Genomic DNA, 15,326 nt, shown 5'->3' with positions numbered 1-15,326 from the left:
GTGCTGCTCAGCCGAGAATGCCTGGCAAATTGAGCTGGTGCTCCTTGGCGCAGGCAATCGCAATGTCGTAACCGGCATCGGCGTGGCGCATGACGCCGGTCGCCGGGTCGTTCCAAAGAACGCGCTCCAGGCGCTTGGCCGCTTCGCGGGTGCCGTCGGCGACGATGACCATGCCGGCATGCTGCGAAAAGCCCATGCCGACGCCGCCGCCATGGTGCAGCGACACCCAGGTGGCGCCAGACGCGGTATTAAGCAGTGCATTGAGCAACGGCCAGTCGGAGACGGCATCCGAGCCGTCCTTCATCGATTCCGTCTCGCGGTTCGGCGAGGCGACCGAGCCGGAATCGAGATGATCGCGGCCGATGACCACTGGTGCCTTGAGTTCGCCCTTGGCCACCATCTCGTTGAAGGCCAGTCCCAGCCTGTGCCTATCGCCGAGACCGACCCAGCAGATGCGGGCCGGCAGGCCCTGGAAGGCGATGCGCTCGCGCGCCATGTCGAGCCAGTTGTGCAGATGGGTGTTGCCGGGCGTCAGTTCGCGAACCTTGGCGTCGGTCTTGTAGATATCCTCGGGATCGCCGGAGAGAGCCGCCCAGCGGAACGGGCCGATGCCGCGGCAAAACAGGGGGCGGATATAGGCCGGCACGAAGCCCGGGAAGGCAAAGGCGTTCTCGAAACCCTCATCCTTGGCCACCTGGCGGATGTTGTTGCCGTAGTCGAGCGTCGGCACGCCGACGTTCCAGAATGCGACCATGGCCTCGACATGCTCGCGCATCGACGCGCGCGCCGCCTTTTCGACCGCCTTTGGATCGGAAACGCGCTTTTCGCGCCATTCAGCCATCGTCCAGCCTTTCGGCAGATAGCCGTTGATGGGGTCGTGCGCCGAAGTCTGATCGGTGACCATGTCGGGGCGGATACCGCGCCTGAACATTTCCGGGACGATCTCGGCCGTATTGCCGAGCAGGCCGACCGACTTCGCCTCGCCGGCCTTCGTCCAGCGCTCGATCATCGCCATCGCCTCATCGAGCGTCTCGGCCTTCTCGTCGACGTAGCGGGTGCGCAGACGGAAATCGATCGAGTCCGGATTGCATTCGATCGCCAGGCAACAGGCGCCGGCCATGACGGCCGCCAGCGGTTGGGCACCGCCCATGCCGCCGAGGCCGCCGGTCAGGATCCATTTTCCCTTGAGATTGCCGCCATAGTGCTGGCGACCGGCTTCGACGAAGGTCTCGTAGGTGCCCTGCACGATGCCTTGCGTGCCAATATAGATCCACGAGCCGGCCGTCATCTGGCCGTACATCATGAGACCCTTCTTATCGAGCTCGTTGAATTTATCCCAGGTCGCCCAGTGCGGCACGATGTTGGAATTGGCAATGAGTACGCGCGGCGCATCGGCGTGGGTGCGGAACACACCGACCGGCTTGCCCGACTGCACCAGCAGCGTCTCGTCGTCGCCAAGCGTCTTCAGCGAGGCGACGATCTGGTCGAAATCGTTCCAGGTGCGGGCGGCACGGCCGATGCCGCCATAGACGACCAGCTCATTGGGGTTCTCGGCGACCTCCGGGTCGAGATTGTTCATCAGCATGCGCAAAGGCGCTTCGGTCTGCCAGCTCCGGGCGTTGAGCTTGTTGCCGCGCGGCGCGCGGATTTCGCGAATGTTGTGACGGGGATTGGTCATCATTGTTCCTTTCGAGTGGGGCGGCGCGTCAGCGCCCGGCCCAGGAAATCGCGGTTTCGAGAATGGTCTTCAGCGTGGCGCGGATCGGAGCGGCGAAGGTGGCGTCGTATGGCACCGGCCAATTGCCGGGCGCACCCTTGCCTTCCGGCTCGCGCATATAGCCGCGGTTGGAGAGCTCCATCTGCAGCGCGTGCACCCCGTTCTGCGGGTTGCCAAAATGGCGGGTGATCCAGCCACCCTTGAAGCGGCCGTTGACGATCCAAGTCTCGCCGGTTGCGGCCATGATCCTTGCGACCTTTTCCTGCAGCGCCGGATCGGCGCTCTTGCGGTCATTGGTGCCCAGGTTGAAGACCGGCAGCGTGCCCTCGAACAGGCGCGGCAACACCGAGCGGATCGAGTGGCAGTCGTAGAGCACGATCTTCTCGTGCATGCCGCGCAGCCGGCCGATCTCGGCCTGCAAGGCGGCATGGTAAGGCGCGAAATAAGTCTCGCGGCGACGGTCGATCTCGGACGGCGTCGGTTCCTCGCCCATGCGGTAGAGTGGGTCGCCGTCGAAAGTCTCGGTCGGACAGAGCCCGGTCGTCGCCTGGCCGGGATAGAGCGAAGCGCCGGAGGGGTCACGATTGACGTCGATGACGGTGCGCGAGATCGCCGTGTGAACGACGGTCGCTCCGAGGCCTGCGGCGAAATCATAGAGATTGTCGATCCACCAGTCGCAATCGCGGCGGCCGAGCCAGGGCGAGACCAGCCGGTTGTCGATGCCGGCGAGATCGATACCGGTATGCGGGATCGACACCAGCAGAGGCGCCGTGCCACGCGTCACCGTGAGCCAGTTGGTCACAATGCCCCTCCCGAAATGGATGGCAGCGCGATCGCGCCTGCCGCTTTCACCGCCGCGCCGCTGCGCACCATGGCGATGGCCCTTTCCATGTCGGGGTGGAAATGCCGGTCATTGTCGAGATGCGGCACTTCGGCCCGCACCAGCTTGCGCACCGCCTCGAGGGCCGCACTCGACGGCAGAGGCGCATGGAAATCGCAGCCTTGCGCCGCGGCCAGCAATTCGATGCCGATGACGGCCGTCGCGTTCTCGACCATGCCGATCAGCCGGCGCGCGCCGTGCGCGGCCATCGAGACATGGTCCTCCTGGTTGGCGGAGGTCGGGATGGAATCGACGCTGGCCGGATAGGCTTTCTGCTTGTTCTCGGAGACGAGTGCGGCCGCCGTTACCTGCGGGATCATGAAGCCGGAATTCAAGCCGGGCTTCGGCGTCAAGAAGGCCGGCATGCCGGACAGCGCCGGATCGACCAGCATGGCGATGCGGCGCTCCGACAGCGAGCCGATCTCGCACACGGCGAGGGCGATCATGTCGGCGGCGAAAGCCACCGGCTCGGCGTGGAAATTGCCGCCGGAAAGTGCTGTGTCGTCCTCGGCGAAGATCAGCGGATTGTCGGTGACGCCATTGGCCTCAGTTCCCAACGTGTCGGCCGCCTGGCGCAACACGCTGAGGGCAGCGCCCATCACCTGCGGCTGGCAGCGCAAGCAGTAGGGATCCTGCACGCGCTCGTCACCGACGCGGTGCGATTCACGGATGGCACTGCCGGCCATCAGATTGCGCAGTGCTTGCGCCGTCTCGATCTGGCCGGGGTGTTTCCTGAGCAGATGGATGCGCGGATCGAAGGGCGCGTCCGAGCCTTTTGCGGCATCGGTCGACAGCGCACCGGCAACCAATGCCGACTGGTAGAGCACTTCGGCCTCGAACAAAGCAGCCAGCGCATAGGCGGTCGAAAACTGGGTGCCGTTGAGCAATGCCAGACCTTCCTTGGCGCCGAGCGTCACCGGCTCCAGCCCGTGCGAAACAAAAGCGACCTTGGCCGGGAAGCGGCCATGCGGGGTAAAGCATTCGCCGACGCCGATCATCACTGCCGTCATGTGTGACAACGGCGCGAGGTCGCCTGAGGCGCCGACCGAGCCTTGCGCCGGCACCACCGGGATGACGTCGTTGGCCAGCATCGCTTCCAGAAGTTCGATGGTCTGTGGCCGCACGCCTGAAGCGCCCTGCGCCAGGCTGGCCAGCTTCAGCGCCATCATCAGCCTGGTAACAGCGACCGGCATCGGCTCGCCGACACCGGCGGCATGCGACAGCACGATGTTGCGCTGCAGGGTTTCGAGATCGGCGGCGGGGATACGGACGCTGGCCAGTTTGCCGAAGCCGGTGTTGATGCCATAGACCGGCTCACCCTTGGCGACGATGCGGGCCACCGCCTCGGCGCTGGCCTTGATTTTGGGACGGCAGGCATCGTCCAGCTTCGGCACGGCGCCACGATAGATGGCGCGCCATTCGGCCAGCGTTGAGTTGCCGGGCTTGAGGGTGAGTTCGGTCATTGTCCTCTCCAGATGCGGGCATGCAGCGGGTTGAAGCCCATGCGATAGACGAGTTCGGCCGGGCGCTCGATGTTCCAGATCGCCAGGTCGGCGGATTTTCCCGCCTCGAGTGTGCCGGTCTGGCCCAGCAACCCAAGCGCACGCGCGGCCTCGCGGGTGACGCCGGCCAGACATTCGTCGACCGTCAGGCCAAAGAGCGTCGCCGCCATGTTCATGGTCAAAAGCAGCGAGGTCAGCGGTGAGGTGCCGGGATTGTTGTCGGTGGCAACCGCCATTTTGACGCCGTGCTGGCGAAACAGGCCGACCGGCGGCTTCTTGGTCTCGCGGATGAAGTAGTAGGCGCCGGGCAGGATCGTCGCCACGGTTCCGGCCTTGGCCATCGCCGCGGCGCCCGCCTCGTCGGTGTATTCGAGGTGATCGGCCGACAGCGCATCATAGCGCGCGGCGAGTTCGGCGCCGTGCAGGTTGGAGAGCTGATCGGCATGGAGTTTTACGGGCAGGCCTGCCGCCTTGGCTGCATCGAAGACGCGCGCCATCTGCTCCGGCGAAAAGGCAATGCCTTCGCAAAAACCGTCGACGGCGTCTGCCAGGCCTTCGGCGGCGACCGCTGGGAGAATCGTCTTTGCCACCAGATCGATAAAAGCATCCTTGTCGCCCTTGGCTTCCGGCGGCAGGGCGTGAGCGCCGAGGAAGGTTGTGCGCACCGTCACCGGCCGCTCTTTGCCCAACTGCCGCGCCGCGCGCAGCGATTTTGTCTCGTTTTCGAGGTCGAGCCCGTAGCCCGACTTTATTTCGACTGTGGTGACGCCTTCGGCGATCAGCGCATCGAGGCGCGGCAGCGACTGAGCGACCAGTTCGTCCTCGCTGGCGGTTCGCAGCGCCTTGACCGAGGAGACGATACCGCCGCCGGCCCTGGCGACCTCTTCATAGGTGGCGCCGGCAAGCCGCATCTCGAATTCGTTGGCGCGGTTGCCGGCATGGACGAGGTGGGTATGGCAGTCGATCAGCCCAGGCGTGATCCAGCGGCCTTCGCAATCGATGGTCTCCGCGCCCTGAGCGAGCGCCGCCGGCATCTCCGTTTCGGGGCCGGCGTAGACAATCAGGCCATCGCGAGCGGCAATCGCACCCTTTTCGACGATGCCGAGGCCAGCTTCGCTTTCGGCCATGGTCGCCAGGCGCGCATTGCGCCAGATGCGAATCGCCCCTGCCCGGCTTTTGCTTTCTGCAGCCATCATCTTTTCCGTTTGATTGGATGGCGATTATGTATATACATATTGAAACGCACTGCAAGTGCTATCATGCCATGAGACACAGAGAACCGGAGAGAAAAGTGACGGCGATCTTTGCAGAACAGGCGCTCCTGCCTGACGGCTGGAATGCCAATGTGCGGATCTCTACAAGCGACGGCCGCATCGCCAAGGTCGAGTTGGACACGTCACCGCTGCCCGGCGATGAGCGCCACGGCATTCTCTTGCCGGGCATGCCGAACCTGCACAGCCACGCCTTCCAGCGCGGCATGGCCGGTCTCGCCGAATTGCGCGGCCCCTCAGCCGACAGTTTCTGGAGCTGGCGCGAGGTGATGTACCGTTTCGCACTGTCGATGACGCCGGACCAGGTCGAGGCCGTCGCTGCCCAGCTTTATGTTGAGATGCTGGAGGCCGGGTTCTCGCGCGTCGGCGAGTTTCATTATCTCCACCACGACCGAGATGGAAAACCCTATGCCAATATCGCCGAGATGGCCGAACGCATCGCGGCTGCCGCTTCCGAAACCGGCATCGGCCTGACGCTGCTGCCGGTGTTCTATGCGCATTCGTCCTTCGGCGGTGCCGCCCCCAACGAAGGCCAACGGCGATTCATCAACGATGTGGGCAGGTTCGCGCGGCTTGTTGCGAAAGCCCGCGAATCGGTCCGCGCGTTGAATCACGCCGTGGTTGGCGTTGCTCCGCATAGTCTGCGTGCCGCGACGCCGGAGGAACTCACTGCAGTCGCCGCGATAACGCCCGATGGGCCGATCCATATCCACGTCGCCGAACAGGTCAAAGAAGTCGAGGATTGCCTGGCCTGGTCCGGGTCGCGGCCGGTCGAATGGCTGCTCGCCAATGCCAAGCTCGACCACCGTTGGTGCCTGATCCACGCCACCCACATGACCGAGGCGGAAACGATCGGCATGGCCAAAAGCGGCGCCATCGCCGGCCTCTGCCCGATCACCGAGGCCAATCTTGGCGACGGCACGTTTGCCGCACCTTTGTTCACGCAGCACGGCGGCCGCTTCGGCATCGGCTCCGATTCCAACGTGCTGATCGGCCTGCCCGACGAGTTGCGGCAGCTCGAATACTCGCAGCGCCTGGCGCACCGCGCCCGTAACGTGCTGGCCGTCGCCGGTGGCTCGACTGGGCGTGCTCTGTTTGATGCGGCACTCGATGGCGGTAGTGCAGCGCTTGGCGCCGGTCCGTCACGCATCGCTGCCGGTGCTCCGGCTGATTTCGTGTCGCTGGACGGCAACCACCCCTCGCTGACCGGCAAGAGCGACGATGCCGTGCTGGACGCCTGGATCTTCGCCAATGGCAGCAAGGTCGATTGCGTCTGGGTGCATGGCCAGAAACTGGTCAGCGGTGGCAGGCACGCGAGGCGCGATGCCATTGCCGCGCGCTTTCGCCAGGTAATGACGGTACTTGCGGCATGAGCATGATCGCGGCATTGGATGCGGAGGGTGGCGGCTCGCTCCACCAGCGCATCCTGTCCGACATCAGCGAAAAAATCCTGTCCGGCGCCTGGGCGCCCGGCCACCGCATCCCGTTCGAGCATGAGCTGACGGCGGAATATAATTGCTCGCGCATGACGGTGAACAAGGCGCTGTCGCAGCTAGCCAAGGCCGGGCTGATCGAGCGGCGGCGGCGCTCCGGCAGTTTCGTGCGCCGGCCGCAGTCGCAAGCGGCGGTGCTGGAAATCCACGACATCAGGATCGAGGTTGAGGCGCTCGGCCTGCCCTACCGCTATGAGCGGGTGGCGCGGCTGAAACGGCGCAGCAGCACCGACGATCGCAGCTTGCTGGAACTCAGCGCCGCAGGACCGGTTCTGGCGCTGGAATGCCGGCATTTCGCCGGCAAGCGGCCGTTCGCCCATGAACAGCGGCTGATCAATCTAGCGGCGGTGCCTGAAGCAGCTGACGAGGAGTTTCTCGGCACCGCGCCGGGTCCATGGCTGATCGGCCGCGTGCCGTGGAGTGCCGCCGAGCACCGCATTCGCGCCATCGCCGCCGACAAGCACATTGCTGCGGCGCTCGATATCGAAACCGGCGCGCCATGCCTGGTGGTCGAGCGCAGGACATGGAGCGCCGAGCACCCGGTGACGCATGTGCGCTTTATTTATCCGGCGGAGAGCCACACGTTGGTGGCAAGGTTTACGCCGTCGCAGGGGTGATTGATCTCCCCCCTTGTGGGGGAGATGTCCGGCAGGACAGAGGGGGGCGCCGTAGAGCGCGACTCTTGATTTTGCCTGCCTTGGAATTCTCCGAGACGGCACCGGTTAAGCTGCAAGGCTGGAGGGACAGCGCCCCCCTCTGCCCTGCCGGGCATCTCCCCCACGAGGGGGGAGATTGGCAGCTTCAACTTTGCCTCAAATCGCCGCCGTAATAATAATCTCAACCGTGTATTCCGGGCCGGCAAGCTTGGCTTCGCCTGTGGCGCGGGCGGGCGTGTTGCCTTGCGGCACCCACTTGTCCCATTCCTTGTTCATCTCGGCGAAGGTGCCCATGTCGGCCAGCCAGATGATCGCCTGCAGGATCTTGGTCTTGTCGGTGCCGGCCTTGGCCAGCAATTCGTCGATGGAAGCCAGGATCGACTTGGTCTGCTCGCCAACGCTTGCGCCGGGCGTGCCGACCTGACCGGCGAGATAGACGGTGTTGCCGTGAATGACGATCTGGCTCATGCGCGGGCCAACATCGATGCGACGAATGCTCATGGGATGTTTCCTTCCTTTGTGGTTGCGCCTCTTTAGAGTCGTGACCGGCTTCGGGCAAGGTCGCCGGTGCGAATCCTTTTGAGCCAAGGCGTTCAAAAAGGCACACGGCAAGTTGACCGGGACGCCGCAATTCCGCCGGATTGGCTTGTTGACTAATGTAATAACATCACATATCCAATCGGCCGCTGCCCGCTGCCGCCCGTATCGCCCACGGATCGCTGAATGACAACAAACTGCCTGACCTTCCGCGACCTGACGCTTGGCTATGGCAGCCACCCGGCGATCCATCATCTCGACGGCACCATACGCAAGGGCTCATTGACCGCCGTGGTCGGTGCCAATGGTTCGGGCAAGTCAACTTTGATGAAAGGTATCGTCGGCGTATTGAAGCCGATGGCGGGTGCTGTGACGCGGGCCCCCGGCGTGCGTGCCGCCTATCTGCCGCAGCAGTCGGAACTCGACCGCTCCTTCCCTGCCCGCGTCGTCGATCTGGTCTCGCTTGGCCTGTGGCCAAAGCGAGGCATGCTCGGCCGTTACACCAATGAAGATCGCGAGTCCGTCAGCCAGGCGCTGATGGCTGTCGGCCTCGGCGGTTTTGAGAAGCGGCCGATCGACACGCTGTCGGGCGGCCAGCTGCAACGCACGCTGTTTGCCCGCGTGCTGTTGCAGGACGCCGACCTGATCCTGCTCGACGAACCGTTCAACGCCGTCGACAGCAAGACGGTCGGTGACCTGATCGCGCTGATCAAGCGCTGGCACGGCGAGGAACGCACCATCATGGTCGTCGTCCACGACCTCGATCTGGTGCGGCAGAATTTCCCCGAAACGCTGCTTTTGGCGCGCCAGCCGATCGCCTGGGGCGAGACGAAGGAGACGCTGCGGCCGGAAAACCTGTTGCGCGCCCGCCGCTTCCACGAGGCCTGGGAAGAAAACGCGCCGTGGTGCGAGCCGGACGGCCACGATCACGCGCATGACCACAGCGGCCACGACCATGCTCATGGGCACGACCATGATCATGACCATCATCACGGCCCAGGACCGAGGGCGGCCTGATGGACTTTTTCTACGGCCTCTTCATCGCGCCCTTCGCCGATTTCGGCTTCATGCAACGGGCGCTGTTCGGCTCGCTGATGCTGTCGCTCGGCGCCTGCCCGGTCGGTGTGTTCCTGATGCTGCGGCGCATGAGCCTGTCGGGTGACGCCATGGCCCACGCCATCCTGCCCGGCGCTGCCGCCGGCTTCCTGCTGTACGGCCTGGAAATCCTGCCGATGACCATTGGCGGCCTGATCGCCGGCATCATCGTCGCGCTCGGCGCCGGCGCTGTATCGCGCTTCACCATCCAGCGCGAGGACGCCTCGATGGCGGCCTTTTATCTGATTTCGCTGGCCATCGGCGTGCTGATGGTGTCGATCAGAGGCTCCAGCGTCGATCTCATGCATGTGCTGTTCGGCACCGTTCTGGCGCTCAACAATGAAGCGCTGACGCTGATCGGCGGTATCGTGTTGCTGACGCTGGTCAGCCTCGCCATTTTCTGGCGGGCTCTGGTCGCCGAATGCCTCGACCCGCTGTTCCTGCGCTCAGTCAGCCGGCTCGGCAGCCCAGTGCATTTCATCTTCCTCGGCCTCGTCGTGCTCAACCTCGTCGGCGGTTTTCAGGCGCTCGGCACGCTTCTGTCGGTCGGGTTGATGATGCTGCCGGCCGCCGCCGCCCGCTTCTGGACGACACGTGTCGAGCCGATGTGCGTGCTGGCGGTGCTGATCGGCTTTGCCTCATGCATTGCCGGGCTGCTGCTGTCCTATCACGCCTCGCTGCCGTCCGGCCCGGCCATCATCCTGTCGGCGGGCGTCGTCTACTTCGCTTCGATCCTGTTCGGCACGCGCGGCATTCTGCGCGCCCGCATCGTCCACCACCGTCACAGAACGGCCTGATCCCCCGCCCCTAACAAGGAGACCTCTAAATGCTGAAATCGATCCGCGCCGCTTTGACGATGAGCGTTATAACATTATCCGCCTTTGGCGCTTCGTCGGCCTCCGCCGCGCCCCTGAAAGTGGTCGCCAGCTTCACCGTCATTGCCGATTTCGCCAAGAACGTTGGCGGCGACCGCATCGCTGTCACCACCATCGTCGGGCCGGATGGCGACGCCCATGTTTACGAGCCGAGCCCGGCTGACGCGGTGGCGATGGCGGGAGCGGATCTGGTGCTGGTCAATGGCCTGCATTTCGAGGGCTTTTTGCAGCGCCTGGTCGATGCCAGCGCCACCAAGGCGTCGATCGTCACCTTGACCAAGGGCGTGACGCCGATCGATTTCAAACCCGAATTCGCCGATGCCGATGCGGCCGAAGGAGCCGGCACCGGCGGTGGCAAGACAGTCACCGATCCGCATGCCTTCCAGTCCATCGCCAATGCCAAGATCTACGTGAAGAACATCGCCGACGCCTTCTGCGCCGCCGATTCGGCGGGCTGCGTCAGCTACCAGACCAATGCCGCCGCCTACACGAAGAAGCTCGATGCGGTCGAAGGCGAAGTGAAGGGGGCGATCGCCTCCATCCCTGAGGAAAAGCGCGTCGTCATCACCTCGCATGACGCTTTTGGCTATTTCGAACACGCATACGGCCTCACCTTCCTCGCCCCGCAAGGCGTGTCGACCGACTCCGAGCCTTCGGCCGCCGATGTCGCCAAGCTGGTCAACCAGGTCAAGCAGGACAAGGCCGCGGCGATCTTCGTCGAGAACATCACCAACCCGCGGCTGATCGAGCAGATCGCCAGCGAAACCGGCATCAAGGTGGGCGGCACGCTCTATTCGGATGCGCTGTCGCAGCCCGATGGCCCGGCCGCGACCTATATCGACATGATGCACAACAACATCGCCCAGATCAAAGGCGCGATCCTTGGCAGTTGATTGCCTGGCCATTTCCATTCGGTCGGGCTGAGACAGCCCGGCCGGATTCTACCTGACGGCAGTTGCCGATCCCATCGGGGAGTGGCAAGACTCCCTGCAAATCAGATTGCGAGGACTGCTATGGAATATCGTGAGATCAGCGAGGACTATTCGGTCTCGGGCCAGATCCAGCCCGAAGACGTCGCCGCCATCAAGGAAGCCGGTTTCAAGAGCGTGATCTGCAATCGGCCGGATAACGAGCAGCCAGGCCAGCCTTCGGCCGACACGCTCAAGGCCGCGGTCGAAGCCGCCGGTCTCGCCTTCCGCTACATCCCCGTCATCAGCGGCCAGATCACGGCTGAGAATGTCGAGGATCAGGCCGAAGCGCTCGAGGCACTCGATGGGCCGGTCTTCGCCTACTGCCGCTCCGGCGCGCGCTGCACCAACCTTTATGGGCTGATCCAACAGTCGAAGGGCTGAAAATTATCTGGCGCAAGGTGTGCTGAGATTCAGGTCAGGCCGAGTCGAAAATGGCTGATACCGAGAACCGGAGCGGAGCGTACTCAAGTACGTGAGCACCGGAAGCGCAGGTATCAGGCATTTGCAGACCGGCTTCACCTGAATATCAACACACCTTAGATCGGCAGCGAGCCGGTTTCCTTCAGCGTCTCCAGCACGATCGCCGTCTTCACATGCTGCACGGATTCGTGCGGCAAGAGCACGCCGTTGACGAATTCCGACAGCGACTTCAGGTCGGGTGTCACGACCTTCAGGATGTAGTCCATCTCGCCGGTCAGCGCGTGTGCCTCCTGCACTTCCGGCAGCCGCGCCAGCAATTCGCCGAAGCGGCGCGCATTGTCCCGGTTGTGGGTGGCCAATGTCACCGAGATGACGTTGACCAGCGAAAAGCCGAGTTTGTCGCGGTCGAGCACGGCACGGTAGCCCTTGATATAGCCGTCCTCCTCCAGCCGCTGGCGGCGGCGTGAGCATTGCGACGCCGAGAGGTTCACCCGCTCCGACAGGTCATTGTTGGTCAGCCGCGCGTCGCCCTGCAGAAGCGCCATTATCTTGCGGTCGAACTGGTCTATGCGCGTCTCATCCATGATATTTACCCTATTAGTGCATGATTTGCGCATGATCTGATCATTTCAAGCGTTTGAATGCAAGCATCGTGCGGCCGATCCGCGCTATGATTGCGCAAATGTGGCCCGATGCGGCCGCCGCCAGCTTTGGAGCACTGCCATGGGTCCCTTCCCGCACGACGCACCGCCCGCAAAGATCAGCGCCGCCAACCCGGCCGGCACTGACGGTTTTGAATTCGTCGAGTTCGCGCATCCGGAGCCGGAAAAGCTCGCCGAACTGTTCACCCGCATGGGCTATGTCGCGGTGGCCAAGCACCGCAGCAAGGCCATCACCATCTGGCGTCAGGGCGACATCAACTATGTCGTCAATGCCGAGCCGGGCTCGCATGCGATGAAGTTCGTCGACAAGCATGGGCCTTGCGCGGCCTCGATGGCCTGGCGGGTGGTCAATGCCAAGCATGCCTTCGACCATGCCGTTGCCAAGGGCGCCACGCCGTATGAAGGCGCCGACAAGGCGCTGGATGTACCGGCCATTGTCGGCATTGGCGGCTCGCTACTCTATTTCGTCGAAACCTATGGCAAGAAGGGTTCGGCCTATGATGCCGAGTTCGACTGGCTGGGCGCGCGCGACCCGCGGCCGCAAGGCGTCGGCTTCTATTATCTCGACCACCTCACCCACAATGTCTATCGCGGCCAGATGGACAAATGGTGGGCGTTCTACCGCGAGCTGTTCGGCTTCAAGCAGATCCATTTCTTCGACATTGACGGCAAGATCACCGGCCTGGTCAGCCGGGCGATTACCTCGCCCTGCGGCAAGATCCGCATTCCGCTGAACGAATCCAAGGACGAGACCAGCCAGATCGCCGAGTATCTGAAGAAGTACAATGGCGAAGGCATCCAGCACATCGCCGTCGGCACCGACGAGATTTATGCGGCCACCGACAAGCTGGCCGACAACGGGCTGAAGTTCATGCCCGGTCCGCCGGAGACCTATTACGACATGTCGTATGACCGCGTGAACGGCCATGACGAGCCGATCGAGCGGATGAAGAAGCACGGCATCCTGATCGACGGCGAAGGCGTGGTCGATGGCGGCATGACCAAGATCCTGCTGCAGATCTTCTCCAAAACCGTGATCGGGCCGATTTTCTTCGAATTCATCCAGCGCAAGGGCGACGAAGGCTTTGGCGAAGGCAATTTCCGCGCGCTGTTCGAATCGATCGAACAGGACCAGATCAAGCGTGGTGTGATCAAGGTAGACGGCAAAGCGGCCTAGCGCTCAGATTACCAACGTCGAGCTGCCCCTCACCTGCCTGCCGGCATCCTCTCCCCGTAAACGGGGCGAGGGACGCTGTTGCGACTGCTTTCGCCAAGTGCCACCGTCGGAGAAGATGGCGCCGGCGGCGCTGCCAGCCTCTTTCTCCCCGTTTACGGGGAGAAATGCCCGGCAGGGCAATGAGGGGCGGCGCCGACATTAGGAATTGGTCGATCGCAAACCTAGCCGCTTGATCTCTTCCTTCCTCAACTTCAAATCATAATCGAGCAAAAACTCGTCTAGCTGTGGCGGCGCGACTGACGTGCCCGAGAGCATCGCGTGCACTTGGCCGCGATGATGGATGTCGTGCAGGAAGACGTGAGCGAGGATGTCGCCGATGCGCTCGGGGATCATGCCGTCCTCGCGCCGGTCGGTGAAAACGCGACGGTCGAGATCGTCCGCGGACAGGCGGTCACAGAAAGCGATCAGCCGCCGGTCGGCCACGACCTGAGCGGCAAACAGCGCTTCTAGCTCATCGAACGACACGAAATCGTCATAAGCGGCCGCCCCCACACCACCCTCCTCGAGGAAATCGAGATAGAGATGATCGACCGCGAGGATGTGGTTGAGCGTTGCCTTGAGCGACGGAAAAAAGCTGGTGCGTTCGGCTTCGAATTCCCCGGGCTTGAGCTGCAGCACGGCGCGGTAGAGCCGGTCGTTCGACCAGAGATTGTTGCCGGCCATGCGGCGCAGATGGTCGAGCAGGTTCATGATTTCATCCGGCCGAACGGACCAGATACAAGCCTGCCCACATGATCACGAATCCGGCGAGAACGATCAGCAAAAGCCGGTTCATGCGCTGGCGCAGCGCCTGTGTTTCCTCATCCCGCGCCACATTCGTGTTGGTGACCGTGTGGAACATCATCGCCTTGCGTGGAAAACCGCTGCGATTGGTCAGGTCAGGCGAGCGCGCCTCGATGCGGTAGCTCAGCCGGATCGCCTGGATGAAGACCGCCAGTATGGCAAGTGCCCACACACCGCACAGAAGATAGAACGTCTCGCCCACCATTTCGCTTACCCCTCGTATTTCTCGACCTTCTGCTCGATAGCGCCGAAGATCGAGTTTCCGCTTCTGCTCTTCATCTCGATACGCACTGTGTCGCCAAAGCGCAGGAACGGCGTTTTTGGTTCGCCTGCTTCTATGGTCTCGATCATGCGCAATTCGGCGATGCAGGAATAGCCGGCGCCGCCCGCCGAGGCCGGTCTACCCGGCCCGCCATCGAGCTTGTTGGAGACGGTGCCGGACCCGATGATGGTGCCGGCAACCAGCGGCCGCGTCCGGGCGGCATGGGCTATCAGCGCCGGGAAATCGAAGGTCATGTCGACGCCGGCATTGGCGCGACCGAACGGCTTGCCGTTGAGATCGGCGAGCAGCGGCAGGTTGACCTTGCCGCCATCCCAGGCGTCGCCGAGTTCATCCGGCGTCACCGCGACCGGCGAAAAGGCCGAGGACGGCTTTGACTGGAAGAAGCCGAACCCTTTCGCCAGTTCCGGACCGGTGAGCGCGCGCAGCGTGACGTCGTTGACCAGCATGACCAGCCGGATCGAGGCCCTTGCCTCGTCAAGGCTCGCGCCCATCCGCACGTCGTCGACAATGACGGCGACCTCTCCCTCCATGTCGATGCCGAAGGCCTCGTCGGCCATACGGATCGGGTCGCGTGGCGCGATGAAGCTGTCCGAGCCACCTTGATAGATCAGCGGGTCGGTCCAGAAGCTTGCAGGCATCTCGACGCCGCGCGCTTTTCGCACCAGCTCAACATGGTTCACATAGGCCGAGCCATCGGCCCATTGATAGGCGCGCGGCAGCGGCGAATGGGCGTCATGCTCGTGAAAGCGTGCCGAGGGCACCGCATTGTTCTCCAGCGATTCCGCGATTGTCGCGAGGTGCGGCGAAATCCTGCGCCAGTCATCGAGCGCTGCCTGCATCGTGCGCACCAGGAATGAGGCGTCGGTGAAGCGTGTCAGGTCGCGTGAGACGACGACGAGTTTTCCGTCGCGCGTCCCGTCCTTCAATGTGGCAAGCTTCATGCG

Annotated in this window: 16 protein-coding genes; 7 read left to right on the top strand and 9 right to left on the bottom strand. The window is 63.4% G+C overall.

Annotated features, from left to right (window positions below):
• Positions 1-7: 7 nt before the first annotated feature.
• The 4 genes from hutU to hutI are packed head-to-tail and all read right to left on the bottom strand — an operon-like array spanning position 8 to position 5,292.
• Positions 8-1,681, bottom strand: a complete 1,674-nt coding sequence (hutU, locus tag AC1DVW_RS04740) for a urocanate hydratase (RefSeq protein WP_477321483.1) — start codon at positions 1,679-1,681, stop codon at positions 8-10.
• 25 nt (positions 1,682-1,706) lie between these two features.
• Entirely contained in the window at positions 1,707-2,522 is an 816-nt protein-coding gene (gene hutG, locus AC1DVW_RS04735) for an N-formylglutamate deformylase (protein WP_477321612.1), read from the bottom strand.
• Positions 2,516-4,060: a histidine ammonia-lyase gene (gene hutH / locus AC1DVW_RS04730; RefSeq protein ID WP_477321481.1), complete on the bottom strand. Its 1,545-nt coding sequence runs from the start codon at positions 4,058-4,060 to the stop codon at positions 2,516-2,518. Before hutH ends, hutG begins: the two co-directional genes overlap by 7 nt.
• A complete protein-coding gene (gene hutI / locus AC1DVW_RS04725) occupies positions 4,057-5,292 on the bottom strand; it encodes an imidazolonepropionase (RefSeq protein ID WP_477321479.1) in 1,236 nt (411 codons plus the stop codon). Before hutI ends, hutH begins: the two co-directional genes overlap by 4 nt.
• 98 nt (positions 5,293-5,390) lie before the next feature.
• Here hutI and AC1DVW_RS04720 point away from each other — a divergent pair, with 98 nt between their 5' ends.
• Both AC1DVW_RS04720 and hutC read left to right on the top strand, forming a co-directional pair.
• A complete protein-coding gene (locus tag AC1DVW_RS04720) occupies positions 5,391-6,743 on the top strand; it encodes a formimidoylglutamate deiminase (protein ID WP_477321477.1) in 1,353 nt (450 codons plus the stop codon).
• The gene (gene hutC / locus AC1DVW_RS04715) at positions 6,740-7,480 is read left to right on the top strand and encodes a histidine utilization repressor (RefSeq protein WP_477273483.1); all 741 of its coding nucleotides are present in this window, start codon (positions 6,740-6,742) and stop codon (positions 7,478-7,480) included. Before AC1DVW_RS04720 ends, hutC begins: the two co-directional genes overlap by 4 nt.
• Before the next feature lie 195 nt (positions 7,481-7,675).
• On the opposite strand, the gene AC1DVW_RS04710 is transcribed toward hutC, so the two are convergent.
• Positions 7,676-8,020: a RidA family protein gene (locus tag AC1DVW_RS04710; RefSeq protein WP_354459415.1), complete on the bottom strand. Its 345-nt coding sequence runs from the start codon at positions 8,018-8,020 to the stop codon at positions 7,676-7,678.
• Between the two features lie 222 nt (positions 8,021-8,242).
• Between AC1DVW_RS04710 and aztA the strand changes: the two genes are divergently transcribed.
• The 4 genes from aztA (at position 8,243) to AC1DVW_RS04690 (ending at position 11,378) form a co-directional block, all read left to right on the top strand.
• On the top strand, positions 8,243-9,073 hold the full coding sequence (gene aztA / locus AC1DVW_RS04705) for a zinc ABC transporter ATP-binding protein AztA (RefSeq protein ID WP_477242738.1): 831 nt from the start codon (positions 8,243-8,245) through the stop codon (positions 9,071-9,073).
• Positions 9,073-9,948: a zinc ABC transporter permease AztB gene (gene aztB / locus AC1DVW_RS04700; protein WP_477242737.1), complete on the top strand. Its 876-nt coding sequence runs from the start codon at positions 9,073-9,075 to the stop codon at positions 9,946-9,948. The genes aztA and aztB overlap by 1 nt, the downstream gene beginning before the upstream one ends.
• Positions 9,949-9,977: 29 nt before the next feature.
• Complete coding sequence (gene aztC / locus AC1DVW_RS04695) at positions 9,978-10,919, top strand: zinc ABC transporter substrate-binding protein AztC (protein WP_477321475.1); 942 nt, start codon at positions 9,978-9,980, stop codon at positions 10,917-10,919.
• A 120-nt stretch (positions 10,920-11,039) separates the two neighbouring features.
• Positions 11,040-11,378 (top strand): protein tyrosine phosphatase family protein, encoded by a 339-nt coding sequence (locus AC1DVW_RS04690; RefSeq protein ID WP_477321473.1) that lies wholly within the window; start codon positions 11,040-11,042, stop codon positions 11,376-11,378.
• A gap of 155 nt (positions 11,379-11,533) precedes the next feature.
• Here AC1DVW_RS04690 and AC1DVW_RS04685 read toward each other — a convergent pair whose 3' ends face one another.
• Complete coding sequence (locus AC1DVW_RS04685; protein WP_477321471.1) at positions 11,534-12,001, bottom strand: Lrp/AsnC family transcriptional regulator; 468 nt, start codon at positions 11,999-12,001, stop codon at positions 11,534-11,536.
• A 139-nt stretch (positions 12,002-12,140) separates the two neighbouring features.
• Here AC1DVW_RS04685 and hppD point away from each other — a divergent pair, with 139 nt between their 5' ends.
• A complete protein-coding gene (hppD, locus tag AC1DVW_RS04680) occupies positions 12,141-13,256 on the top strand; it encodes a 4-hydroxyphenylpyruvate dioxygenase (RefSeq protein WP_477321469.1) in 1,116 nt (371 codons plus the stop codon).
• A 198-nt stretch (positions 13,257-13,454) separates the two neighbouring features.
• On the opposite strand, the gene AC1DVW_RS04675 is transcribed toward hppD, so the two are convergent.
• Genes AC1DVW_RS04675 through AC1DVW_RS04665 form a run of 3 tightly spaced genes read right to left on the bottom strand, consistent with a single transcriptional unit; the run spans position 13,455 to position 15,323 of the window.
• On the bottom strand, positions 13,455-14,006 hold the full coding sequence (locus tag AC1DVW_RS04675) for a DinB family protein (protein WP_477321467.1): 552 nt from the start codon (positions 14,004-14,006) through the stop codon (positions 13,455-13,457).
• A 4-nt stretch (positions 14,007-14,010) separates the two neighbouring features.
• Positions 14,011-14,304: a hypothetical protein gene (locus AC1DVW_RS04670; RefSeq protein ID WP_477321466.1), complete on the bottom strand. Its 294-nt coding sequence runs from the start codon at positions 14,302-14,304 to the stop codon at positions 14,011-14,013.
• A 5-nt stretch (positions 14,305-14,309) separates the two neighbouring features.
• Positions 14,310-15,323: a fumarylacetoacetate hydrolase family protein gene (locus AC1DVW_RS04665; RefSeq protein WP_477321464.1), complete on the bottom strand. Its 1,014-nt coding sequence runs from the start codon at positions 15,321-15,323 to the stop codon at positions 14,310-14,312.
• Between the last annotated feature and the right edge of the window lie 3 nt (positions 15,324-15,326).

The organism is Mesorhizobium sp. P3_B5, assembly GCF_056402815.1.
This window is presented reverse-complemented; position numbering and strand designations above follow the sequence as displayed.